The sequence below is a fragment of the Candidatus Latescibacterota bacterium genome, assembly GCA_020633725.1.
GTDB lineage: Bacteria > Krumholzibacteriota > Krumholzibacteriia > JACNKJ01 > JACNKJ01 > VGXI01.
This window is the reverse complement of record JACKDC010000001.1, coordinates 48,270-72,204: the sequence shown is the minus strand read 5'-3', so window position 1 is coordinate 72,204 and position 23,935 is coordinate 48,270. Positions and strand designations below refer to the sequence as shown.

The window sequence follows — 23,935 nt, the reverse complement described above, 5'->3', positions numbered from 1 at the left end:
TGTCCCGTCTCGCACGCCGCGAGCACATGAACGGCCCCGCCCAAGGGCAAGGGGCGCAACCCGCTGCGGACGTCTCAGCCGCATGGTTGTCGACGAGGAGGTACCCATGGCACTGAGGCTCCTGGGCAAGAAGCTCGGCATGACCCAGATCTTCGAGGAGGGCGGCGTCCTGACGCCGGTCACCGTCATCGAGCTCGGCCCCAACTACGTCGTCCAGAAGAAGAGCGCGGACAGCGACGGCTACTCGGCCGTCCAGCTGGGCTTCGAGCCCATGCGCGCCAAGAACAGCAACAAGCCGCGCCTGGGCCACCTGGCCAAGGCCGGTCTGGAGGCGCTGCGCTACCTGCGCGAGAGCCGCATCACGGCCGAGGAGGCCGAGGGCTACACGGTCGGCGACGCGATCACCGTCGAGAAGTTCGCCGCGGGCGACAGCGTCGACGTCAGCGGCCGCACCAAGGGCCGCGGCACGGCGGGCGTCATCAAGCGGCACGGCATGCACGGCGTGCTCAGCATGACCCACGGTTCGCACGAGGTGATGCGCCACGCGGGCTCCATCGGCTCGAGCGCCACGCCGTCCCGCGTCTTCCGCGGCAAGAAGATGGCCGGCCGCTATGGCTTCGCCCGCCAGACCATGCAGAACCTGCGAGTGGTGGCGGTGCGCGCCGAGGAGAACCTGCTGCTGGTGAAGGGCGCCGTCCCCGGCCCCAACGGCAGCCTGGTGCTGGTCACCAAGAGCATCAAGAGCAAGGGCTAGCGGGACGCTTCCGCCCCCCTCGTCACGACGAAGGGCCGACCCCAGCGGGGCCGGCCCTTTTTGCGTGCTCCCGGTGGCCGGGCGAAGGTCTAGCGCTTCTCGAGCGGCACGTAGGGCGAGCCCAGCTCGCGGCCGATGTAGGCCAGACGCGGACGGTAGATGCGGTTGTTCTCCATCTGCTCGAAGTGGTGGCCGACCCAGCCCACCACGCGCGCGATGGCGAAGACCGCCGTGAACATGTCCTTCGGCAGGCCCAGCGCCTTGTAGACCACACCGGAGAAGAAGTCCACGTTGGGCCAGATCTGCGTCTTGCCCATCTCGTCGAGCTTCTTGCGCGTGACCTCCATGAAGCGGATGGCCTTGGCGAGGTCGTGGTCGTCGTGGCGCTCCTTGGCCAGGTCCTCGGCCATGCGCCGCAGCACGGTGGCGCGCGGGTCCAGCGTCTTGTAGACGCGGTGCCCGAAGCCCATGATCTTCTTGCCCTCCTTGATCATGTTTTCCACGAAGGGCTCCACCTGGCTGAGATCCTCGATCTGCTCGAGCATCTCGATCACGCGCTCGTTGGCGCCGCCGTGCAGCGGGCCCGACAGCGAGCCGACCGCCGCGATCACCGCCGTGTAGAGGTCCGCCTCCGTGGACGTGACCACGCGTGCCGTGAAGGTGGAGTTGTTGCAGCCGTGATCCATGTGCAGGATCAGGGCGACGTCGAAGATGCGCTCCTCCTCGGGCGTGGGCACGCGGCCGGTCAGCATGTAGAGCATGTTCGCCGAGTGCGAGAGGTCGTTGCGGCGAACCACGGTGCGCTCGCGTCCGCGGAGATTGTCGAAGTAGGTCACCACGAGCGGCATCTTGGCGATGATGCGCATGGCCTTGCGCCGCTTGGCCTCGATGGAGCGGTCGGCCAGCTCCGGGTCGTGCATGGCCAGCTGCGCCAGCAGCGCCTGCAGCACGGCCATCGGATGCCCCTCCTTGGGGGTCAGCACGATGATCGCCTTCAGGTGCGGATCCAGGTAGCGCTCGCGGATCAGGTCTTCCTTGAAGGTCTCCAGCTCGCCGCGCGTGGGCAGCCGCTTGTAGAGCAGCAGGAACGCCACGTGCTCGAAGTTGCAGTTCGCGGCCAGGTCCTCGATGGAGTAGCCGCAGTAGTAGAGCTTGCCCTGCTGTCCGTCGACGAAGCTCATGCCGCTTTCGTTGACGTAAACGCCTTCCAGCCCGGGGAAGTAATTCTCCAGCCGATCAGTCATCCCTCTCGCCTCCTCGCAGTGAGCTGATGCCAGGGGGGGAACATACCAGTCCTGCGGATCCCGTTCAACAGGGTGAACAACGCTAACTGACCCGCCCTCTCGGGGGCCCTTGGCCGGACGGCGGGGATGGGTTAGACTCTGTATCCCACGTCACCCAAACGGGAGGAACGCCGCATGACCCGCCTCACCCGTCCCGCCCTGGCCCTCGCCCTGGGCCTGGCGCTCGGAGCGCTGGCCGCCCAGACCGCCAGCGCCACGCGCTGCCTCACCCCCACCCTGCCCCGTCCCGCCGACGCCGCCGCCCTGCGGGCCGAACTCGAGGCCGAGGGACGCTTCGTCCGCAGCGGCGACGCCGACCGGACCCCGCCCTCGGACCCCCAGGTGGGCGATACCTGGCTCTGGTACATCTGGGACCTCGGGGGCTTCCCCGCGGCCACGCTCAAGCCCTGCACGGTGCGCGGCATGGGCGACAACGTCTACGTGGTGGTGGACGACGACGAGTGGAACGTCGGCATCGACCAGGCCGACGTCGACCAGATCGTCGAGAACTTCGAGAACAGCAGTCCCGGCAACTTCCCCACCCAGGGCGTGTGGGATCTGAACACCGGCCACTTCGGCGACCCGCCCAACCCGCTCGACGGGCTGGATCGCATCTTCCTGCTCTACTATCGCTTCAACATCTCGTCGGACGGCTTCTTCTGGTCCTTCGACCAGTTCCCCGACGGCAGCCAGCCCTTCGCCAGCAACGAGGCGGACGTGGTCTACCTCGCGGTGGACAACGGCAACCCGGCCGGCAACTATATGCTCGCCGTGATGGCCCACGAGTTCGAGCACCTGATCCACTTCGCCCGGGACACGAACGAGGATTCGTGGCTCGACGAGGGCATGGGCGAACTGGCCATGTGGCTCTTCGGCAACCCGGACACGATCTCGAGCTTCAACACGAATCCGGACAACAACCTCATCGACTTCGGCGGCGCCTGGGCCGACTACATCCAGACCTACCTCTGGAGCCTCTACGCCTACGAGCAGCTCGGCGGGCAGCCCTTCATCTGGGACCTCGTCCACAGCCCGCTGAACGGCATGGCCTCCTACGACGCCATCATGACCGCGCACGCCATCGGCTACGGCACGGACACGCTCTTCCGCAACTGGGCGGTGGCCAACTACCTGGACGACACGAGCGTCCCCAACGGCGAGTTCGGCTACACGGGCGACACCCTGCCGCCCTTCAACCCCTGGCGGACCCACGGCACCTACCCGGCCAGCAGCAGCGGTTCGCTGCAGGGCTGGGCCGCCGAGTACATCCGCTGCACGGGCGTGGACGGCGTGCTGCACCTGGACTTCAACGGGCTGGACAGTCGGAACTTCCGCGTGGCGATGCTCGGTCTCGACGGGACCCTGCCCACGCAGGTGGAGTTCGTCACCCTGGACAGCGCCCAGGACGGCAGTCTCGACTTCGCGGCGGCGCAGGGCTACGACGAGGTGATCGTCTGCGTGGCCAACCTGTCGCCCAGCCTGGCCACCTACACCTACGATCTCAACCTGCTCGCCACCCCGGTGGAGGACGGCGCGCCCGCGGCCACGGCCCTCGCGGGGGTTCAGCCCAACCCCTTCAACCCGTCCACCCTGCTGCGCTTCACCAGCGACCGCGAGCAGCAGCTCCGCCTCGAGGTGCTCGACGCCTCCGGCCGGCACCTGCGCACGCTGGCCGACGAGCGCTTCGGCGCCGGCGACCACCAGCGCCGCTGGGACGGCCGCGACGACGCGGGCCGGCAGCTGCCGTCGGGGCTCTACTTCGTGCGGCTCAGCGGTGACGCGGGCGTCGTGGACACGGGGAAGGCGGTGCTCCTGAAGTAGCGAGCTTGTGCCCTCTCGCGCGCCGCTTCGAAGGCGCGCGACCCGGGCACAAGGCTCGCTCGCCTGGCAGAGAAGAAGGGGGAGTCGCGAGGCTCCCCCTTTTCGCAGGCAGCGGGCGCCGGCGGGCGGTTACTGCGGAAAGCCCGCCGCGCCGAGCAGCGCGTCGAGGGTGACGGGGGCGCCGTCCGGCGCCTCGCCCGGGAGCTCGCCGGTGTCGTCCTCCGTGGCGACGATCGCGTCCACCGCGATGCAGCCCCAGTCGTCCGTGGCGAGATCGGCCACCACCAGATAGGCCCAGACGCCGCGCAGGCTCTCGCAGTCCCAGACCCGCGGCGAGAGCACGTGGCTGTCCTCGCCGGTCGCCTGGAAGAGGACGGCCCCGTCGCTGGCGCGCACCAGCGCGACGAACTCGAGGTCCGGCTTGTCGCCGCCCCCCACCAGGAGCTGCAGCCGGTTCCGGCGCAGGCGGAACGGCTCGCTGACGATCCAGCCCTGGCGGCTGAAGTCGCTGTAGTGGTCGCCGGCGGCGCCGGTCTCCGGCGTGGGCTTGCGCTCGTAGGTGGCCAGGTAGCTGTTGCCCGTCATGCCGCTGCTCACGGCGCGCGCGGGATCGGCGAGGGGGTTGTCGCCCCAGGTCGGCTGGTAGGCGAAGGCGTTGCCCGTGGACGGCCCCCGGCGTGTCCAGGTCACGGTCGAGTCCACGACGCCGTCCCGGGTCGCGACGATGCCCTCGATCCCCGAATAGGTCTGCAGCACCGGGACGCCGTCCCCGCTGAGATCGAAGTCCAGCGTGGCGAAGCGCAGCGAGTAACGCTGCGTCGACACCGCGATGCGATGCTGGCTGAACACCCACTGGCCGTTGAGGGGCGTCAGCTCGGCGGCGGTGTAGGACAGCGCCCCCAGGTCGTCGCCCGCCCCCACCGCGCCGGACCAGCCGCCCGGCCCGCCGTAGGGATCCATCGCCATCTGGTGACGCGTTCCGCCGAGCCCGGAGTAGAAGAGGTGCCAGCGCCGCTGCCCGTCCGCGTGGTCGACGGGCCAGAGCTGCGGCGACTCGGGCTGGTGGATGTCCTCGCGGTGCAGCAGCGGCGCCGCCGCGTCGAGCCCCTGGAAGACGAAGCTGTCCGGCGGCGACTGGGCGAGCAGGATGAGCCCCGTACGATCCAGGGCCTTGCCCGTGTTCAGCAGCCACCACCGGCCGTCCTCCTGGAACACGAAGGGGTCGCGGCAGGGCGAGTACCAGTCCACGGAGCCCGGGTCGTCGCTCCAGGACACGTAGGCCGCCGTCGGGTGGTAGAAGGGATTCTGCGCCTCGTGCGCGGCGTCGGCGCGCCACCAGGTGTAGAGATCGTCGCTGTAGGCGATGCCGATCTGCTGCGGACGCCCCTCGCCCGCCACGCCGGTGTAGAGCATGAGCCAGCGCGCCCCCGTGGGGTCGGGGTTCGAGATCACCTGCGGCGCCCAGATCCCCCACTGCTCCCAGGGCTCGCCCTCCCAGACCGGCAGGATGTCGGGCTGCCGCGTCCAGCGCCGCAGATCCGTGCTCGTCAGGTGGCCGAGCTGCTCGGGCGTGGTGTCGGGATATTCGTAGATGTGGAAGCAGTGGTAGACGCCCTCGTCGAGCACCAGCGCGTGGTCCGCCAGCAGCTCCCCGGGCTCGCCCTCGAAGTAGGGCTGATCGAAGTCGATGCGCAGTCCGTCTCCGGCGAGCGGCGCCCAGGACTCGAAGCGCCACTCGGGGCCCCACTGCGTCAGCCCGCCGGCGTCGCGCGCCAGGATCTGCCAGCGCAGGGTGCTGTCGGGGAGCAGGCCCGTCACCGGGTACTCGGGCAGGGCCAGATCGGACGCCGCCAGCGCGCCGTCCAGGTAGACGTCGTAGCGCAGCGGCAGACCGTCGGGGTCGTCCGCGCTCCAGCGCAGGGTGGCGCTGTCCGCGAAGAGGATGCTCCCGTCCACGGGCGACGGGGACGCGGGCGCCGTGGGGAAGGAGTTCTCGCAGGTGCGCGCCACGCGCAGCCCCGCGCCCAGCGCGCTCTGGCCCGGCCCCAGCGCGTCGCGCGCCGTGCTGCGCAGCGCGTCCGCCGTGGCGACGAAGTCGCCGCCGCGCAGCACCCGCTCGCTGCCCCCGGCCGGGCCGACGGGATCGTTGAACGCGCCGTCCGCCAGCGGCTCCCACCAGTCGTTGCAGTGTTCGGCCACGTTGCCCGCGAGATCGTCGAAGCCCAGCTGGCTGCGGCCGGCGTCGTGAAGACCGGCGGGCGTGGTCCAGCCCACGCAGGGCGCGGCGTCGGGTCTGCCGTTGCAGCGCTCGCAGCTCGCGGGCGCCTGGCCCCAGGGATAGGGACGCCCGTCGGCCCGCCGCGCCGCGTACTCCCATTCGGCTTCCGTGGGCAGCCGGTAGCCCTCGGCGGTGTAGGGCTGACCGCCGTTGCAGGTCCAGCTGCTGGTGGAGTAGGCGGGCGTCAGGCCCGCGCGCTCGCTGAGCCAGTTGCAGAGCTCCGCGGCCGCCTTCCAGCTGAGACCGTGCGCGGGATGCGCCGACGGGTCGTAGCCCGCCGGATAGGCCGCCATCGCGCCCGGCGCCTCGCGCAGGGAGAACTGCTGGGCGCCGGCGTCCCAGCTGAACTCGCAGCCGTCGTCGCTCAGCTGGAGGAGCAGGGTGCCGGCCGGCAGCGTGCGCACCTGGCCGCCGTAGACGAGCAGGCGCCCCTGGCCCTGCGCCCACTGCAGGAGCTCCAGCAGCTCGGCGTTGCCGAGTTCGCGCCGATCGAGCATGAAGTCGTGCGTGAGCTGCACCGTGCGCGCGCCGTCGCCCATGGCGAAGCCGCCCGCGCCGACGCGCAGCATGTCCCGGGCGAAGGGCTCGTCGCTCACGAGCAGCCGCAGGCGCAGGGCGTCCAGTTCGCGTCCGGGCAGGTCCCGTCCCGCGTCCCAGTGCAGGGTGCGGCCGAGGCCGGGGCTCACGCCGGGGCCCGCGTCGCCGCTCAGGCTGACGCAGGGCAGCAGCCAGCTGACGCCGTCGTCGTCGCTGCCCTGTAGGCGAACCGTGAGAAGATCGCCGTCCGCGTCCGCGAGATCGAACTGCACGTCCACGATGCCGCTGCCGTCCAGCCGCTGAGCGAAGCTGACGTTGTCCACCGTGGGCACGGCAGCCCGCGCGCCCGGCGCGAGGGCGAGCGCGAGCGCCATCGACAGCGCGGCCCATGCGCGTCGCGCGCTCATTTCAGCAGCAGCAGCTTGCGGGTGAGGCGCGTCTCGCCCTGGACGAGCCGCGCGAAGTAGACGCCGCTGGCCAGATCGCCCGGACGCCACTCGGCCGTGAACCAGCCCGCGTCGCGCGCGCCGTCGAAGAGCAGCGCCACCTGGCGGCCGCGCACGTCGTGGACGCTCAGCCGCACCCGCCCGGCGCGGGGCAGCCCGAAGCGGAGGCGCGTGGACGGGTTGAAGGGATTCGGCCAGTTCTGCTCCAGGCGCAGCACCTGGGGCGGCGCGCCGTCGGCGGGCACCTCGTCGGTGACGATGGGATGCGGCCCCCCCTCGCCCAGGCCCAGGTTGCCGAAGGCGTCCACGAGACTGAGACGCCAGCGGCAGTCCAGCGTGAACTGGTTCGGCACCTGGAGGTCATAGGCGTAGTCCGGCCCGGGGCCCAGCGGCAGCGAGTCCGCGAACACCGGCGTTCCCTCGATGCTCACCACGAGCGCGAGCCGCGTCCCGTCTGCGGGCGGGTTGCCTTCGGCCAGCGTCCAGCTGAGCGTGCGCGTCTCGCCGCCGTAGAGCGCCTCGCCGGGGATGGGAGCCAGCGGCGTCAGGACGGGCCCGCGCGTGTCCAGCGGCCCCGGCGCGCTGACCGCGCTGGCCGTGCCGGCCCGCGCCGGCAGCGCCATGGCCATCGGGAGGCAGAGCAGCAGAACGTGGATGTGCTCGCGCACGTGGCCTCCCCGGCTGCGGTTCGCTGGCGAGAGACTCGAAGTATAGGGGATCGCAGGGAGGTCGGAAAGGCCGCCCTCGCCGCTCACCCCCGGGCGCCGCCCCAGCGGTCCAGCCAGAGCCCGTGGCGCAGCGCGCGGGCGCTCAGGCGCAGCCCCGGGGCGTCGAGGTGACGGAGGATCGCCAGCACGATCGCGGCGCCCGCCAGGATCACGGGGGCGCGCGCGGGCAGCAGTCCCGGCAGCGCCGCCCGCGCCTCCACGCGCAGCGACGCGAAGCGCTCGAGCTGGGCTTCCACCTGCGCGCGGGAGAGCGCCATGCCCTCCAGGCGCGCGGGATCCCAGTCCGTGCCCAGGGCGACGGTGCCGAGGCTGGTCACCGTTCCGCCGATGCCCACGAGCGTGGCGGGTTCGCGGCCGAGCGGGGCGAGGGCGTCCGCCGCGGCGCGCTGCATGGCGGCGAGCTCGTCGGGGCGGATGGGATCGCTGCGCTCGTGGGCTTCGCGCAGGTGCAGACAGCCCAGCTCCAGGCTGAGCCGCGCGCCGAGCGCGTCGCCCTCGCCGCGGATGAACTCCGTGCTGCCGCCGCCGACGTCGAAGAGCAGACAGGGGCCGTCCGGGGCACCCGCCCCGGAGCGCGCCGCGAGGAAGGACAGGCGCGCCTCCTCCTCGCCGGGGATGATCTCCACCGCGAGGCCGCAGCGCGCCTCGGCCCGCCGCAGGAACTCGGCGGCGTTGGACGCGCGCCGCAGGCTCTGGGTGCCCACCGCGGCGAAGTCACTGGCGCCGGCCGCGCGGGCGCGGCGGACCAGGTCGGCGAGGGCGTCCAGCGTGCGTTCCATGGCCGGCTCGGACAGGCGGCCGGTGGCGGGCAGGCTCTCGCCCAGCCCGCAGACCGTCACCGCGTCGAGGCGCGGCGCGTCCAGGCGCTCGGCGGCCACGACCTTCACCGAGTTGCTGCCGATGTCGAAGGCCGCGCGGACGGTCATCGCGTCTCACCCTCTGGCTGTGGGTTCGCGGGGCTGTCGGCACGGCTGTCCCGCGCGAAGCGCGTGAGCATGGCGCGCGCGATGTCCGCCGAGTGGCTGTTGATCTTGCGCAGCGAGTCCATGAGCGCGATGTGCAGCTCGCTGCTGGCCACCGACTCGCTCACCGCGCCGCGGACGCGTTCGAAGTGCGCGCGGCGGAAGCTCTCCTCCAGCGCGACGTAGCGCGCCTGCTTGTGCGTCATGCGCTGCGCCTTCGCGAGGCTGTTGTCGCGGAAGGCGTCCAGCGCCCGGGCGATCTGCTTCACCACCTTCAGGTGATAGGCGCGCACCTCGGCCTCGCCCTGCTCCGAGAACGCGAGCCCCGCGGCCCGCTTCTGCTGCGCGAGGGGTTTGAGCTCCCGGTGGATGACGTCCGAGCTCAGCTCGAAGAGCTTGGTCACGTGGAGCATCAGGTAGACCTCCTCGGTCTGCTCCGGGCTCAGATTGCGCCGGCCGATCTCGAGGAGATAGCTGGTGATCTGCGCGTCGAGCGCGTCGACGCGCTCCTCCGCGGCGTCGAGCGCGGCCAGCTGCTCCGGATGCCTGCCGCAGAGCGGCTCGATGACGAGCTCGGTCATCTCCTTCACCTGCTTGCCCAGGCGCAGTATCTCCACCTTCGCCAGATTCAGGGCCAGCGCCGGCGTCCCCAGCAGGCTGGGCTCCAGGTGGCGCGCGCGCAGGCGCTCGGGCAGCGGCGGCTCGGGCCGATCGGGCAGCAGCTTCACCACGGCCCGGGCGCAGAGCCCCGTGAAGGGCAGGAAGAGCAGGGCCAGTCCGACGTTGAAGATCGTGTGCGCGTTGGCGATCTGACGGGGGAGCTCCGCGTAGAGCCCGGCTCCGTCGGGCGCCACCGCCGGCGCCGCCGGCGAGATGGCCCGCACCAGCGACGCCAGCTGCGGAATCCAGGCCACCGCCAGCAGCACGCCGAGCACCTTGAAGGCGGTGTGGGCCAGCGCCACGCGCTTGGCGGGACGGCCCATCTTCAGGCTGCCGAGCGCGGCCGTGACGCAGGTGCCGATGTTCGCGCCGAACATGAGGGGGATGGCCGCGTCGAGGCTCACGAGCCCCTGCTGGGCCAGCACGATCACGAGGCCGAGAAAGGCGGCGCTGCTGTGGATGAGCGCGGTGAAGATCGTCCCCACGACGATGCCCGCCACCGGGTTCTCGAGCTCCTGGAGCAGCGCGAGGAAGGGAAGGTGGCTGCGGAGCGGCGCCATGGACTGCGACATGACGTGCATGCCGAAGAACAGCAATCCGGCGCCGAGCAGCACCTCGCCCGCGTGCCGCAGCCCGGGACGGCGTGCCAGCGTGCGCAGGAGGAAGCCGAGCCCGATGGCGAGCAGCGCGTACTCCGTGAGCTGGAAGGCGATGAGCTGCGCCGTCACCGTCGTGCCGATGTCCGCGCCCAGGATCACGCCGAGGGTCTGCGTGAAGCTCATCAACCCGGCCTGCACGAAGCTGACGAGCAGCACCGTGGTCGCGCTGCTGCTCTGGATCAGCACCGTGACGAAGGCCCCCACCACGAGCCCCATGAGCCGGTTGCGGGTGAGCGCGCTGAGCAGCGCGCGCAGCCGCCCGCCCGCGGAACGCTGCAGCGAGGCGCTCATGAGGTCCATCCCGAAGAGGAAGATCCCCACCCCGCCGATGAGGCCGAAGAACATGATCAGGATCCAGCCGCGGGGGTGCACCTGCACCTGGTAGAGCAGCCGGCCCGCGCCGCCCGGGGCGCCCTCCAGCCGTAGCTCCACCACCTGCCCGCCCGTCGGGCCGCCGGGACGGTAGACGAAGCGCGCGAGGCCGGTGGAATCGGTGTTCGCACTGCCGAGGCTGCGCAAGCTCGGACTGATGAGAAGGACGCTCACCGTGGCGTCGACGAGGGGCGCGCCGTCGTCCCCCACCGCGCGGGCGAGGAGCAGCGTCTCGCCGCCCTCCACCAGGCTGAGCCGCTGGCCACCCGGCGTCGCCAGCGAGGTCGGGCCGGCGAACTCCAGACGCGCCGCCATCGCGCGACCGGCCGCCGAGATCAGGGCGAGGAGGACGAGCAGGGCGGCGAGACGGTGAGGCCATGCGCGGCGGCTAGTCATGGGTGTCGCGGTCGCGTCCTTTCTTGCACGCCCGAGCTCGGCACGGCCTGCAGATGCTCCATCTCCTCCTCCGCGCTCCGGGCGAGGGCGAACAGGGCAGGCTAGTGCCTGCGGACCGCTTTGGCAAGAACCGAGGCGGCCGGCCCCTTGAGCCGAACCCGCGCGGCGAGCTACACTTGCGGGGCTCGTGACACCGTCCCTTCCCGCCGGCGGCCGCCGGCGGTCCATCGCGAAAGTGAGAGAGCATGTCCGCACGCACAGGACGTCCCCTGCTGAGCCTCGCCCTCCTCGTCGCGCTCGGCGCCGCGTTCGCCTGGCAGCTGGGCCGCGCCGAGCGCCCCCTGCCCCGCCCCACCGAGCACCGGCTCGACGAGGCCGCCGAGGAGCGCAACCACGAACTGCGCGAGCAGTGGGTCGAGGCGATGCACCGCGCCGCGCCGGGCACCGACTGGCGCGCCCTGGAGCGCGCGAACGGCGAGGCCCGCGAGCTGGCCGCCGCCGGCCGCGAGCGGGTGGGCGCCTGGACGGAGATCGGCAGCCACAACCAGGCGGGGCGCATCCACTGCGCGGCCGTCTCCGTGGCCGGCGACAGCCTCTACGCCGGCGCGGACCTGGGCGGCCTCTGGAAGGCGGATCTCGCCGGCAACGGCTGGCGCCCGCTCTCGGACAACCTCTACGGCGGCGTGCGCAACGGCGTCTGCGCGGCGGGCGTGAGCCCCGAGGTCGTCACCGTGCTCTCCACCAGCACGGTGATCCGCTACAGCGAGGATCAGGGCGCGACCTGGCTGCTGCCCGCCGGCCTGCCCGCCTCGCCCCAGAACGGCCTGCGCATCCAGCGCGATCCGGCGAACGCCGACCGCGTCTACCTGCTGCTCGCCTCGGCCGGACTGGGCACCGAGCTCTACCGCTCGGATGACGCCGGCCGCAGCTACCAGCTCGTCAACCACACCAACAACAGCGTGGCGGACTTCTGGGTGGACCGCGTGGCGGGGCACGATCTCTACCTGATGATCAGCCGCACGCTCTACTTCAGCGGGGATCTCGGCGCCACCTGGACACCTCTCGGCCAGATGCCGAGCACGCCGAGCAAGGTCATCCTCGCCGGTTGCGAGGCCGGCGCGCCCACGTTCTACGTGGCCGCGCGCATCGCCGGCGTCTGGGAGCTCTGGCGCAGCACCGACAGCGGGGCGAGCTGGGCCTTCCGCTACGGCATCGACGACTTCTGGGAGACGATGAACTGCTCCACCACCAACCCCAACCTGGTGGCCTTCTCCGGCGTCGAGGTCTGGCGCAGCGTGGACGGCGGCGGGAGCTTCGCCAAGGTCAACGGCTGGGGCGAGTACTACGGCGACCCGCTGAACAAGCTGCACGCCGACAACCCGGGGCTCGAGGTCCTGAGCATTCCCGGCGTGGGCGAGCGCTGGTTCCCCTGCACCGACGGCGGCATCTACATCAGCGCCGACGGGCTCGCCAGCGTGACCAACCTCTCGCTCGCCGGACTCGGCGTGGGCCAGTACTACGACGTGCTCACCAGCGCGCTCTCCCCCACGCGCATCGCGGTCGGCGCCCAGGACCAGGGCTACCAGCGCGCGGACGGCTTTCGCGGCCAGGCGGCGGACTTCCAGCAGCTCATCAGCGGCGACTACGGGCACCTGACCTCGGGCGACGGGACGCACACGATCGTCTTCTCGGTCTACCCGGGCTTCACGCTCGTGCACTACCACGAGATCGGCCCCACGCTGCACTACCTGGACTTCCCCGCTGGCTCGAACCACCTCTGGCTGCCGCCGATCGTGGCCGATCCGGAGGACCTGCAGGCCTTCTACTTCTGCGGCCAGTACCTCTATCGCGGGCGCTGGACGGGGGCGGACAACGTCACCTACACCAACAACCCGCAGAACTTCACCACGGCCGGCGGGTCCTACCTGAGCGCCTTTGCGATCAGCCCGGTGGACCTGGACCGCCGCCTCGCCTCGACCGACTCGGGCGAGCTCTGGTACAGCGCGGACCGCGGCGCGACCTGGACCCACTCGCCGGACCAGGGACCGAGCTCGCACTACTTCTACGGCAACGCGCTCGTCTGCTCGCCGCTGGATGCCCAGCGCGCCTGGCTCGGCGGCAGCGGCTACAGCGGCCCGGCCGTCTACCGCACGGACGACGGCGGCGTGAGCTGGACGCCCCTCGGCGACGGCCTGCCCCCCACGCTCGTCTACATGCTCGCGACCCAGGGTCCCGACAGCGAAACGCTCTACGCCGCCACCGAGTCCGGCCCCTACCGGCTGGAGGCGGGGAGCAGCACCTGGCAGTACATCGGCGACGGCGTCCCCCTCACGCTCTTCTGGAGCGTGGAAGCCGTGCCCGCCATGGGCGTCATGCGCTTCGGCACCTACGGCCGCGGCATCTGGGACTTCGATGCGAGCGCGGTGACGGCCGCACCGGCCACGCCGACCGCCCCGCTCGCGCTGGCCAGCTTCCCCAATCCCTTCAACCCGCAGACCACGCTGCGCTTCGCGCTGGACGCGCCGGGGCGCGCCACGCTGTCCATCTACGACGTGCGGGGACGGGCGGTCCGCCAGCTGCTCGCCGCCGCGCTGCCGGCGGGCGAGATGACGGTGACCTGGGATGGACGGGACGAGGCCGGCCACGCGCTGCCGAGCGGCGTCTACTTCGCGCGCCTGACGGCGGCGGGACAGGTGGACAGCGAGCGGCTGACCTTGCTGCGCTAGCCGAGCGCGAAGCGGGCGCCGTAGTCCGGCACCTCGACGCGGGTCGCGCCCTTCTCGCGAAGGGCGTCAGCCAGCGCTTCGGACTGGCGCTCCTCGCCGTGCACCAGGAAGACCTGGCCGGGCTTCTCGCGCATGCCTTCGTAGAAGCGCAGGAGGTCGAGCTTGTCGGCGTGCGCGCTGTAGGCGTGCAGCGCCACCACCTCGGCGTTCACCACGAACTCCGAACCCAGGATCCGCACGCGCCGCGCCTTCTCTTCGAGCCGCCGCCCCAGCGTGTGGGACGCCTGGAAACCGACGATGAGCACGGTGTTCCGCTCATCCTCGACCGTGTTGGCCAGGTGGTGCAGCACCCGGCCCGCCTCGCACATGCCCGAGGCGGAGATGATCACGCAGGGCCCCTGGTGGTTGTTCAGCCGCTTGGACTCCTCCACGCTCTCGACATAGCGCATCCGCTCGAAGCCGAATGGATCGCCGCCCTTGGACAGGATCGCCCAGGTCTCCGCGTCGAAGCACTCCTCGTGCCGCGCGAAGATCTGGCTGACCTTGGCCGTGAGCGGACTGTCGATGTAGACGGGCAGCTCGGGGATCTCCCCGGCCGACATGAGCCGGTGCAGTTCGTAGACGATCTCCTGGCTCCGGCCCACGCTGAAGGCCGGAATCACCACCTTGCCGCCGCGCTTCGCGGTGCGCTCCACCACGGCGCCCAGGGCGTCCTCGGCGCCGCGGATGTCCTCGTGGAAGCGGTCGCCGTAGGTGCTCTCCATCACCAGCACATCGGCGGCGTCGGGCTGCTCGGGATCCTTGAGGATGGGCAGGTGCCTGCGCCCGAGGTCGCCCGAGAACACGAGGCGCAGTGGGCGGTCGCCGGTGACGCTCGCGGCGAGTGCCATCTCGACAAAGGCGCTGCCCAGGATGTGCCCCGCGTCGCGGAAGGTGGCGGTCACGCCGGGACGCACGGCGAAGGGCGTGCGGTAGCGCTGCGGCTCGACGAGCTTCAGGCAGCGCTCCACGTCGCGCAGCGCGTAGAGGGGCTCGACCTTCTCCTGCCCCCGCTTCCGCCGCTTGTTCAGCCACTCGGCGTCGCGCTCCTGGATGTGCGCGCTGTCGCGCAGCATCACGCCGATGAGATCGGCCGTGGCCGGCGTGCAGTGGATCTTGCCGCGGAAGCCGCGCTTGACCAGCGTGGGCAGGTTGCCCGCGTGATCCATGTGCGCGTGGCTCAGCACGACGGCAGCGATGTCCTTGGCCCTGAAGGGCAGTTCGCGGTTCTGCTGGTTGGCCTCCGCCCGGCGCCCCTGGAAGAGCCCGCAGTCGAGGAGCAGCTGCTCGCCGTTCGCGTGGAGCAGGTGGCGGCTGCCGGTGACGTTCCGTGCAGCGCCCCAGAAGGTGAGGGTCGGCTGGTCCATCGGGGTCCTTTCCACTAGCTGTCCAGCGCCGGCAGGCGGTAGCAGATCACGCTCATGGGCACGGCGTCCTCGAGGTCTTCCTCCGCATCCTCGCCGTCGCCGCCGCGCATGGCGCGCATCGCCGAGTCGAACTCCTTGAGCACGAGGAGGCGGTCGCCGGCCAGCACGAAGCGGTCGGCGTCGATGTCGCCGTCGCCGGCGAGGCGCAGCCGGTGCAGGAGCCGGCCGCTGGCGTCGAAGACGTCGAAGGCGCCCAGGTGCGTCGCGTCCTGCGCCTTGGCCCCACGCCCCGAGAGCACCCAGAGGCGGCCGGCGGCGTCCACGTCCATCCAGCGCACGCCGGGCTCGCGCGGCTCCACCTGCACCTGGATGTCCATGTTGCGCCGCCCGCGGAAGCGCATGCCGCCCTGGAGGCGCTCCTTCACGGCGGCGAGCTCGTCGCCGCTGCGCGCGAGGTCGGGGTAGTCCACGGTGACGACCCGCTCGAGCGCGCCGTCCGCGCCCCAGAGCCGAAGCCGATAGTCGAAGGTCTCGGCCGCGGCCACGCGGCCGCCGGGCAGCAGGACCCACTGCAGGTACTCGTCGAGCTCGCTGCGCTCGGGCTTCGCGAAGTCGAACTGCGTGCTGTGGGACAGCAGCTCCTTCGTCTCGCCCTGGCCGTCGGCCGGCATGAGCACCAGGCGCTGCGTCCGCTCGCCGCCGGTGTCCCCGCGGCGGAACTCCATGCCCTGCAGGGCCAGGGTGTTGCCGCGCGCGTCGGCGCGCTGGACGAAGCGGAAGCCGCCGTCCTCGGGCGTCGGCAGGACGAGATCGCCGGCCGGCGTGCCGTCCGTGTGAAAGAGCACCACGCGCGCGGGACGTCCCTGCAGCACGCCGAGGCGGCCGTCGTCCATGAGGAAGAGCGCGGTGGGGAAGCGGAACTCGCCCGGCCCCTCGCCCTCGCGGCCGATCGTGCCGAGGAACTCGCCGTCGGCCGAGTAGCGCTTCACCTCCACCAGCTGGCTGTCGAGCAGGTAGACGTCCCCGGCGGCGTCCACCACGGCATCGGAGATCACGCCGAAGAAGTCCTCCGCCTCCTCGTCGTCGCCGGCGCGCCAGAGCTCGTCGAGGACGAGCTCCTGCTCGGCGTCCGCGGGCGCCGCGGGGTTCTGCACCTGCTGCACGCCGTCCAGCATCTCCGTGCGGCCCTGCCAGGGAGCGGCGGCGGCGAGGGTCGGCATGAGCAGGGCGATCGAGAGGGCGACCCGGCGGAGTCTCGGCATTGGGCTCTCCTTGCGTTGGCGCGGCATTCAGGTCCCGAGGTCCAGGCGCAGGCCGAGCTGGACGCTGCGGCCCGGTTCCACGAGACCGGTCTGGGATTCCACCACGCTGTCGAAGACGTTGTCCACTCGGATGCGCAGCTCCAGGCTGCGCAGGCTGCCCGCGCCGAGGTAGCGGCGCCAAGCGGCCAGCAGCGCGAGGCGGCCCTGCGTGGGCAGCGGGCGCAGGCCGTCCACGTCGTCGGTGGCGTCGGCGCTGAAGCGAGCTCCCAACACCCCGGTCTCCGCGCCGAGTTCCAGCCCTCGCGGGCCGCGCCAGTTCAGGGAGAGGGCGCCCACGGCGGCGGGTCTGTCCTCGACGCGCCCCGTGTAGTCCCCCGCGATCCGCCGCCGCGCGTGCAGCTGCAGCCAGTGCGCGCTCGCGCTGACGCCCCCGCCCGCCTCGACGCGCAGCTCCAGCTCGGCCCCCAGGCTGCGGATGGCGTCGACGTTCGCGCGGCGGAAGGTTTCGTCGGCGTCGCTGACCACTTCCTTCTCGATGCCGCCGTCGAGCCAGGCCGCGAAGACGTCGGCCTCCAGGCCCAGGCGGCCCCGCTCGCTGCGAAGACCCAGTTCCACCAGGGTCTGGCGCTCCGGCTCCAGCGCGGGGTTGGGGATGAACTGGCCCAGCGCCCCCGAGTAGAGCTCGCGGAGCGCGGGGAAGCGCGAGCGCTGCGACAGCGACAGCTCGAGGCGGCCGCGCCCGGCGAAGTCCCGCCCCAGGCCGGCGAGCCAGTCCCAGGCGACATCGGGATCGCGGGGGGGCTTGTCGCCGCTGGAGGGCGTGCTCGCCCGCAGCCAGGCCAGGCCGCCGCGCAGGCTCCATCCCGCGCCGAAGGGCAGGTCCAGCTCCAGGGTCTCGACGACGCGGCGCTGGGCGTAGTCGAGCGTCGGGTCGTCCAGCGCCAGGGCCTCGCGATGGCGCGCGTCGCGCAGCTCGCTGGCCAGGCTGAGCCGCGCGGCGCCGAGCTGGCGGGCCAGGAGGGCGCGCAGGTGCAGGGTGCGGTCGTCGTCGGTCTCGTGCTCCACGCCGGGGACGAGCGCGGGGCCGCTGTAGCTGGCGTCGTCGAAGACGCGGATCTCCGTGTGCGACAGATCCGCCGCCGCGGTGACGCCGAGGCGCCAGCGGCCATCCGCGTCGAGGGGCTGGTCGAGGCCGGCGCCGAAGAGCGCGCGGCGGCTGTCGGGATAGCGCCAGAACCGCGCCTTGCTGCGATAGGTCTCCGGCGGCACGCCCTTGTCGACGTGGCTGCCGCCCGCGTGCAGCGAGAGCCGTCCGCCGCGCGGCAGGTCGCGCCCCAGGGTGAGGAAGGCGCTGCGCCGGGTGAGGTCGCTGTTCAATCGCAACCTGGAATCCGGCTGGTGATGCGGATCGTCTGCGGCGGCAGGACGCAGCCAGCCGTCGCGCTCCTGCTGGGCGAGGCTGAGCAGGAGCCCCCAGCGGCCGAGCCGACGCGCGTGAAGCAGCGTGCCGCGGCGGGCGCCGGCCTCGCCGACGCCGAGGTCCACGAGGCTCTCGGCCCCGCTCGCCGGCGCCGCGCGCGAGGAGAGCTCCACCGTCCCCGCCAGCGCGCCCGTGCCGGCGAGGAGCGTCGGCACGCCGCGCCGCGCGCGCACCGCCCCCAGCGCCTCGGCGGGCTGCAGCTCGAGGTCGCTGCGCTCGTCCCAGGCGAGGTTGAGCGGGATGCCGTCCTGGCTCACGAGCAGGTGACGCTCCGAGGCGCCACGCAGCATGAACTGCGCCTCGCCGCGGGAGTTCAGCGCGAGACGCACCGAGGGCAGCAGGGGGGCGAGCGCGGCGGCGTCCGGCTGGCTGCGCACGCGCAACGCGGCGCCGGTGACGACCCGCTCGCGCGGCGACACCGGCGGCGTCGCCGGCTCCGCGGTGACCACCACCGGCGGCAGGCTGTAGATCTCGAGGCTGTCGGGCGCCCCGGCCTCGGCGGCCCGCAGGGGGGCGGCGCTCCCGCCCAGAGCCACAGCGATGACGAGCAGCCAGGCGCCTCGGGGGATCGCGGGTGTCGAAGGCATGCTGCTGCTCCCCGGCTGCGGACAGGGCCGCGGCGGGCTGCCGCGACCCCGTCAGGCTAGCACGGAGCGCCGGTGGACGCCACCGTCGAACGCCCTAGGCGCCCTGCTGCAGCGCCTTGCGGTAGAACGTCTTGCGCAGGATGTCCTGCATCAGGCACCAGCCCGTGAAGGCGCTCTGGATCAGATTGACGCCCACGAAGGCGGTGAAGAGCAGCCACCACGGACTCACCCAGGTGGCGAGCGCGAGGCTCAGCAGGACGAAACCGCCCGCGATGGCGCGGATGGCGGCTTCCATTGGCAGCGGGTGCATGGCGTCCTCCTAGAAGCTGTAGCGCAGGCGCGCGTAGACGAGATCGTTGCCGGCGAACTGGCCGAACTGGGTCCAGGCGTGGTCACCGTCCAGCAGGCTCGCGCCCAGCGTGAGCTTCACGGCTTCGGTCAGCTTGTGCGAGAGGCTCGGCCGGAGGTGCCACTCGCCGTCAGTGACGCCGGCGTAGGCGAAGAGCGAGAGCACGAGCCGCTGATCGAGCGCCATCTTGGTGAGGCGGAAGGTGAGCGTATGGCGCAGCGCGTCGACGGTGGGTCCGCCCGGCATCACGCCCTCGAGGTAGGCGTCGTGGTTCATCATGCCGATGGCGAACCACTGGGCGCCCAGCATCCAGTCGCCGCCGAGGGAGCGCTCCACGCCCGCGATGCCGCGCAGCTCGGAGTTGGGCAGGGTGGGATCGTCGCCGGCGCCGTCGTCCAGCGAGGCATAGTAGGCCGACTCCAGGCTGACGAGCCAGGCCCCCACCGGACCGCGGAGGCTGGCGCCGCCCGAGGCCAGGCGCGGGTAGCCCAGCGCCGGCGCCGACTCGGCGTCCGCGGGCATGAGCACGGCCTGCGGCGTGGGCCAGAAGCCCTTGTAGCCGTAGAGCGCCCACTCGAGGCTGCCTCGCGTGCCGTAGAGGCGGCCGAAGATCTCGCCGTGCCTCAGTCCGGGCGCGGGCCGACGGACTTCCGGCATCGCGCCGGCCGCGGCCGCCTCGCCGAGGAAGGGGTTGTAGACGGCCAGGCGCGTGCCGTCGGGCAGGTTGTCGGGCGTGAAATCCGGCGACAGCGCGAGCTCGGCGGTAGCGCCGCCCAGGTAGGCGCTCAGGCGGAGCAGGTCCTGCGGCGGCTTGAGGTAGGCGTCGTCGAGGCCGGTGAAGAAAGCCTGCCAGTCCTTGGCGAAGAGGTCGTTGGCGAAGACGAGATCGCCCGTGCCCCAGGTGGCCACCTGGCGGCCGGCCTTGATGTCCAGCCAGTCCGTCAAGTAGAGCTTCACGTAGGCCTCGCGCAGGTCGAGCTGGGTTCGCTCGGACGCGCGCGCGTCACTGACGAGGTCGAAGCGGAGGAAGACGTCCGCGTCGCCCATGCCGTCCTGCAGCGTGAGCTGGCCGCGCAGCTCGTCGCGCGGGTAAGCGCGCTCGATGAAGCCCAGCTCGCTGCCCGCGCCGTCGAGCGCGGGATTCTGCTGCGTGCGCACGGCCCAGGCCCCCTCGACGAATCCGCCGAGGAGGGGTTCGGCCTGGGCCGTCGCCGCCGCGGCCCCGATCGCCAGGGCCAGGATCAGTTTCCGCATCCTCATCACCTCGTGTATTCGCGCGGGGGGTTCTTGAGCAGGCGCTCGGTGAAGTCGTCCGGCTTCATGTTCAGCGTGTAGCTGATCTCGTCGAAGCGGATGGTGCTGTGCTTGCCGCGCTTCTCGTCGCGCATGCTGCGCACCGTGGCGGTGGGGAAGCCGTCGACCGTCTCGATGGCGTCCACCGTGAAGACCCGCTGCAGCGCGCCGCCCTTGTAGTACTCCTCGCGGAGGGGCAGCTTGCTGTCCTGGTCGATCCAGGTGAGCTTGCGGTCCCAGTCGGCCGTGCCGGCGTCCTTCGGCGCGCTCTCGATCTTCCAGGCCTTGCGGTCCATCACGGTGTCCTCGCCGACGAGCGTGTGCGCGTCCAGCGCGGGCAGGCGGCCGGAGACGTCCTCGTAGCTGAAGTCCGAGCCCACGAAGCTGCTGCCGCGGTCGTCAGCGGCGATGCGCTTCACCAGGTCGAGCGCGGGAATGTAGAGCCAGCGGTCGTCGTTCCCATCCGCGTGCTTGTGGACGAGGAAGCCCGTCTTGCGCACGTCGGCCGGCGTGATGAAGTAGGTGTAGTAGTTCTGATCGCCCATGTCGGCGATGTCCGCGCGCAGCATCCAGAACTCGCGCTCGCGCTCGCGGCCCTGCTTGTCGGTCAGGACCATGTGGACCTTGGCGCTGCCGCCGTCGCCGGCGTAATAGTAGGCCGCATGGGCGGCGTTCATGAGCGCGGCGGCGTCCTCGGCCGCGGCGGCGCCGGCGCTCCCCAGCGTGAGGACGACGGCGGTCGCGAAGAGCAGGGACAGGGTTTTCATCGGCTAGCCTCCTTGGCCAGATCGTTGTTGATGGACACGGCCGGGGCACCCTTGCGGGCGCCCCAGGGCATGAACGCGGCCTCGCCGCGCAGGCGGATGAGGCCGGGCAGGATCAGGAAGGTGGCGCTGCCGGACAGCGCCATGATGGCGAGGAAGAAGACGCCCACGGTGACGTAGGGCACCAGGGCGGCGAAGAGCAGGGGCACGAAGCCCAGCGCGATCACCACGATGTTGCGGCTGATGGCCCGCGCCGGCTCCTGGAACAGCTCCTCCATCGCGGCGGCGATCGAACCGTGGCTGCGGTGGAGTTCCTGCCCGCGCTTGAGGAAGTGGATCGCGAAGTCCACTGAGAGCCCGAGGGTGAGAGAACTCAGGACCGCGATCGGCATGTCGTAGGCCTTGCCGCTGAGACCGACGAAGCCGTAGACCATGGCGATGGTCACCGTCAGCGGGATCATGGAGATCAGGCCCATGAACACCGAGCGCAGCAGGAAGATCATCATCAGCAGGACGACGACGAAGGAGCCGAGCAGAGCGTTTCGCATGCCGGCGACCATCTTGTCCTGCCAGACGACGTTGATGTAGGTGAGCCCGCCCCAGTCGAAGGTCATGCCCATGGGTACGGCGCTCGCGGCCATGTAGCTGGAGGCCGCCTCGACCGTCTCCAGCACGGCCTGGTTGTCGCCGTCCTTGAGCTGGATCCAGAGCACCGCCTTGTCGCCGTCGGGCGTGATGAAGCGGTAGAGGTCGTCGGGGTCGCCGCCGGCGATCTCGTAGAGGAAGAGCTCCTGTGAGATCTCGTTCGCGTCATCGGGCAGCGCGTAGCGCGCGGAGTCGCCGTCGCTGAGCTCGAAGCGCACCTTCTTGACGATGTCCGTGATCCCCGTCGTCGCCCCCACCTGCGGCAGGGCCGCCAGGCGCTGCTGCAGGCCCTCCATCAGGCGCAGCGTCGCGGGGGTTTTCACGCTGCCGTCCTCGGTCTGGCCGGCGTCGAACTCCAGGTAGGCCATGTAGGTGCCCGCGAGCTTGCTGCCCAGCTCGCGCTCGGCCACGCGGATGGGGTGGTCCGGCTTGAACCACTTGGTGGGGTTGTCGTTCACGACGATGCGGCTGATCCCGATCGCGCTGATCGCCAGCAGGACGGTGGTGACCGCCAGCACCGGCCAGCGCAGATTCACGGCCGCGCGGCCCAGGCGGGGCAGGAAGCGGCCGAGCGGGCCGTGGGCGTCGTCCTGGCGTCCGAAGTTGGCCAGGCTGCGCTCGGGCAGCAGCATGGCGTAGGCCGGGTTGAAGGTGACCGAGAGCAGCCAGGCCACCGCGACGCCCGCGGCCACGAAGGCGCCGAAGACGCGCACCGGCGGGATCGACGCGCTCATCAGCGAACCGAAGCCCACCACCGTGGTCGCGGTGGTGAAGATCATCGGCTTGAACAGCTCGTCCATGGCGTCGGTCATCGCCGCGCCGCGCGAGTGCGAGGTCTGGTAGCGCTCGTGGAACTCCGACAGGATGTGGATGGAGTTCAGCACCGCGATCGGCAGCAGGAAGATCGGGATCATCGAGCTCATGATGTGCACGGTGAAGCCCATGGCGATCAGCGCGCCCATGGTGATCGTCACCGTCATCACGGCGATGATCATCGGCGCGGCCACCACCGGCATCTTGCGGAAGAAGAGCAGCATGAGCAGGAAGATCAGCAGGCCGGCCAGCGGCGCGGAGATGCCCATCTGCTTGAACATCTCGCCGCCGAAGGTGTCCTGCGCCACGGGCAACCCGGTGATGTGGTAGTCGCCGAAGCCGCCGATCCTCGCCATCTTGCCCTCGATGGCCTCGGCCACCGCGCTGGCGTAGCGCTTCTCGCTCAAGGGGATGTAGACGGCCACCACCTTCCCGTCGGCGGAGGCCAGCTTGCCGCGCAGCATGGGGTTGGCGTCGATCTTCTCGGCCACGCCGGGCTGCGCGTCCCAGCCCGTGCGCGCCTCGTCGAGGCCGCTGACCACCAGCGAGCCGTCCGGCGTGCGGTAGATGTCGTCCACCGTGGAAGGCGCGAGGATGTCGTCGCCGATCACGCCCTCCATGGACTCGATGTTCGTCACCAGCTCCCCGAGGCGGGCGGTGAAGTCGGGCGTGAGCAGGTTGCTGTCGCCCGTGAAGCCCAGCACCAGGTAGTCCGACAGGCCGAACTCCTCCTTGATGCGCGAGTGGCTCACCCGCACCGGCTCGTCGGCCTGCAGCATGTTCTCGGGGTCCGTGTCGATGACGGCGCGGGGAATGAAGGCCCCCATCGCCACCGTCACCAGGATCGCCAGCGTCACCACCCAGCGCGGGTGCTTGATGGCGAAGTTCACCAGGGCGTGCTTGGACGTTTGCATCCTCACCTCTCGTCGAGTGTCGCGTTTCGTGACGGGTCAGCTGGCGCGCGGCGCCTAGGATTCGACCGCGTGACCGAGCTCGGCCCACTCCAGCGGTCCTTCCGCGAGTCGTCTCGCCTGCACGCCGCGCTCGCGCAGGGCGCGCACGGCTTCGTCGGCGAGGACGCAGAAGGGACCGCGGCAGTAGGCCACGAGTTCGCGGTCGCGCGGCAGGTCGGCGAGCCGGTCCACCAGGTGGTCCAGGGGCACCGAGATGGCCCCCGGCAGATGGCCGGCCCTGAACTCGGCCTCGGGCCTCACGTCGATCAGGCAGACGGTGCCGGCGTCGAGGCGCCGCTGCAGGTCCTCGGCGTCGATCGCCTCGGACCCCTCGACGCCCTCGTGCTGGGCGCGCAGCAGTTCGCGCACCTCGGCCATGCGCCCCAGCGCGAGCTTGCGGAAGCCGTTCCAGAACGCCGCCACCTCCGGGTCCGCCACGTGGTAGCGGACGTGGAGGCCGTCCTTGGTGAAGTCCACCAGGTGGCAGGACTTCAGGACGCGGAGATGCTGGGAGACGTTCGAGGCCCCCAGGCCCGTCTCCTGGGCCAGCTCGTCCACGCCGCGTTCGGCCTGGCAGAGCAGGTCAAGGAGCTGCAGCCGGCGGGGGCTCGACAGCGCCCGGCCCAGGAGGCCGAACTGGTCGAAGAGCTTGTCCCGGTACTCGGTCAGCGCTTGAGGGTCGGGGTGCATGACGGCTCCTGCCTTAGTATTTGCGTAACTGCGCAGATACTAACAAAGGCGTCACGTTCGCGCAAGCCCTT

16 protein-coding genes are annotated in these 23,935 nt (G+C 71.4%); 3 read left to right on the top strand and 13 right to left on the bottom strand.

What is annotated here, in order from left to right; translation table 11 throughout:
• Positions 1-106 precede the first annotated feature (106 nt).
• Positions 107-754, top strand: a complete 648-nt coding sequence (rplC, locus tag H6693_00255) for a 50S ribosomal protein L3 (GenBank protein MCB9514609.1) — start codon at positions 107-109, stop codon at positions 752-754.
• Positions 755-843: 89 nt separating this feature from the next.
• Here rplC and H6693_00250 read toward each other — a convergent pair whose 3' ends face one another.
• Positions 844-1,998, bottom strand: coding sequence for a citrate/2-methylcitrate synthase (locus H6693_00250; GenBank protein MCB9514608.1), 1,155 nt, complete (start codon positions 1,996-1,998; stop codon positions 844-846).
• 174 nt (positions 1,999-2,172) lie between these two features.
• On the opposite strand from H6693_00250, the gene H6693_00245 reads away from it, so the two are divergent.
• Complete coding sequence (locus H6693_00245) at positions 2,173-3,858, top strand: hypothetical protein (GenBank protein MCB9514607.1); 1,686 nt, start codon at positions 2,173-2,175, stop codon at positions 3,856-3,858.
• Positions 3,859-3,987: 129 nt separating this feature from the next.
• Here H6693_00245 and H6693_00240 read toward each other — a convergent pair whose 3' ends face one another.
• From H6693_00240 to H6693_00225, 4 genes are all read right to left on the bottom strand, one after another.
• The gene (locus H6693_00240) at positions 3,988-7,080 is read right to left on the bottom strand and encodes an SUMF1/EgtB/PvdO family nonheme iron enzyme (protein ID MCB9514606.1); all 3,093 of its coding nucleotides are present in this window, start codon (positions 7,078-7,080) and stop codon (positions 3,988-3,990) included.
• Positions 7,077-7,787: a T9SS type A sorting domain-containing protein gene (locus H6693_00235; GenBank protein MCB9514605.1), complete on the bottom strand. Its 711-nt coding sequence runs from the start codon at positions 7,785-7,787 to the stop codon at positions 7,077-7,079. Before H6693_00235 ends, H6693_00240 begins: the two co-directional genes overlap by 4 nt.
• Positions 7,788-7,870: 83 nt before the next feature.
• Positions 7,871-8,773 (bottom strand): Ppx/GppA family phosphatase, encoded by a 903-nt coding sequence (locus H6693_00230; protein MCB9514604.1) that lies wholly within the window; start codon positions 8,771-8,773, stop codon positions 7,871-7,873.
• Positions 8,770-10,896 (bottom strand): Na/Pi cotransporter family protein, encoded by a 2,127-nt coding sequence (locus H6693_00225; protein MCB9514603.1) that lies wholly within the window; start codon positions 10,894-10,896, stop codon positions 8,770-8,772. The genes H6693_00230 and H6693_00225 overlap by 4 nt, the downstream gene beginning before the upstream one ends.
• 245 nt (positions 10,897-11,141) lie before the next feature.
• Here H6693_00225 and H6693_00220 point away from each other — a divergent pair, with 245 nt between their 5' ends.
• A complete protein-coding gene (locus tag H6693_00220) occupies positions 11,142-13,622 on the top strand; it encodes a T9SS type A sorting domain-containing protein (protein ID MCB9514602.1) in 2,481 nt (826 codons plus the stop codon).
• On the opposite strand, the gene H6693_00215 is transcribed toward H6693_00220, so the two are convergent.
• From H6693_00215 to H6693_00180, 8 genes are all read right to left on the bottom strand, one after another.
• A complete protein-coding gene (locus H6693_00215) occupies positions 13,619-15,028 on the bottom strand; it encodes an MBL fold metallo-hydrolase (GenBank protein ID MCB9514601.1) in 1,410 nt (469 codons plus the stop codon). The genes H6693_00220 and H6693_00215 overlap by 4 nt on opposite strands.
• A gap of 14 nt (positions 15,029-15,042) precedes the next feature.
• The gene (locus tag H6693_00210; GenBank protein MCB9514600.1) at positions 15,043-16,290 is read right to left on the bottom strand and encodes a hypothetical protein; all 1,248 of its coding nucleotides are present in this window, start codon (positions 16,288-16,290) and stop codon (positions 15,043-15,045) included.
• Between the two features lie 27 nt (positions 16,291-16,317).
• Complete coding sequence (locus tag H6693_00205; GenBank protein ID MCB9514599.1) at positions 16,318-18,357, bottom strand: TonB-dependent receptor; 2,040 nt, start codon at positions 18,355-18,357, stop codon at positions 16,318-16,320.
• Positions 18,358-18,451: 94 nt separating this feature from the next.
• Positions 18,452-18,658, bottom strand: coding sequence for a DUF2892 domain-containing protein (locus H6693_00200; protein ID MCB9514598.1), 207 nt, complete (start codon positions 18,656-18,658; stop codon positions 18,452-18,454).
• A gap of 18 nt (positions 18,659-18,676) precedes the next feature.
• Positions 18,677-19,960 (bottom strand): hypothetical protein, encoded by a 1,284-nt coding sequence (locus H6693_00195; GenBank protein MCB9514597.1) that lies wholly within the window; start codon positions 19,958-19,960, stop codon positions 18,677-18,679.
• A gap of 5 nt (positions 19,961-19,965) precedes the next feature.
• Positions 19,966-20,766 (bottom strand): outer membrane lipoprotein-sorting protein, encoded by an 801-nt coding sequence (locus H6693_00190; protein ID MCB9514596.1) that lies wholly within the window; start codon positions 20,764-20,766, stop codon positions 19,966-19,968.
• Complete coding sequence (locus tag H6693_00185) at positions 20,763-23,135, bottom strand: MMPL family transporter (protein ID MCB9514595.1); 2,373 nt, start codon at positions 23,133-23,135, stop codon at positions 20,763-20,765. The genes H6693_00190 and H6693_00185 overlap by 4 nt, the downstream gene beginning before the upstream one ends.
• Positions 23,136-23,189: 54 nt before the next feature.
• Positions 23,190-23,864 (bottom strand): metalloregulator ArsR/SmtB family transcription factor, encoded by a 675-nt coding sequence (locus tag H6693_00180; protein MCB9514594.1) that lies wholly within the window; start codon positions 23,862-23,864, stop codon positions 23,190-23,192.
• Positions 23,865-23,935: the final 71 nt, after the last annotated feature.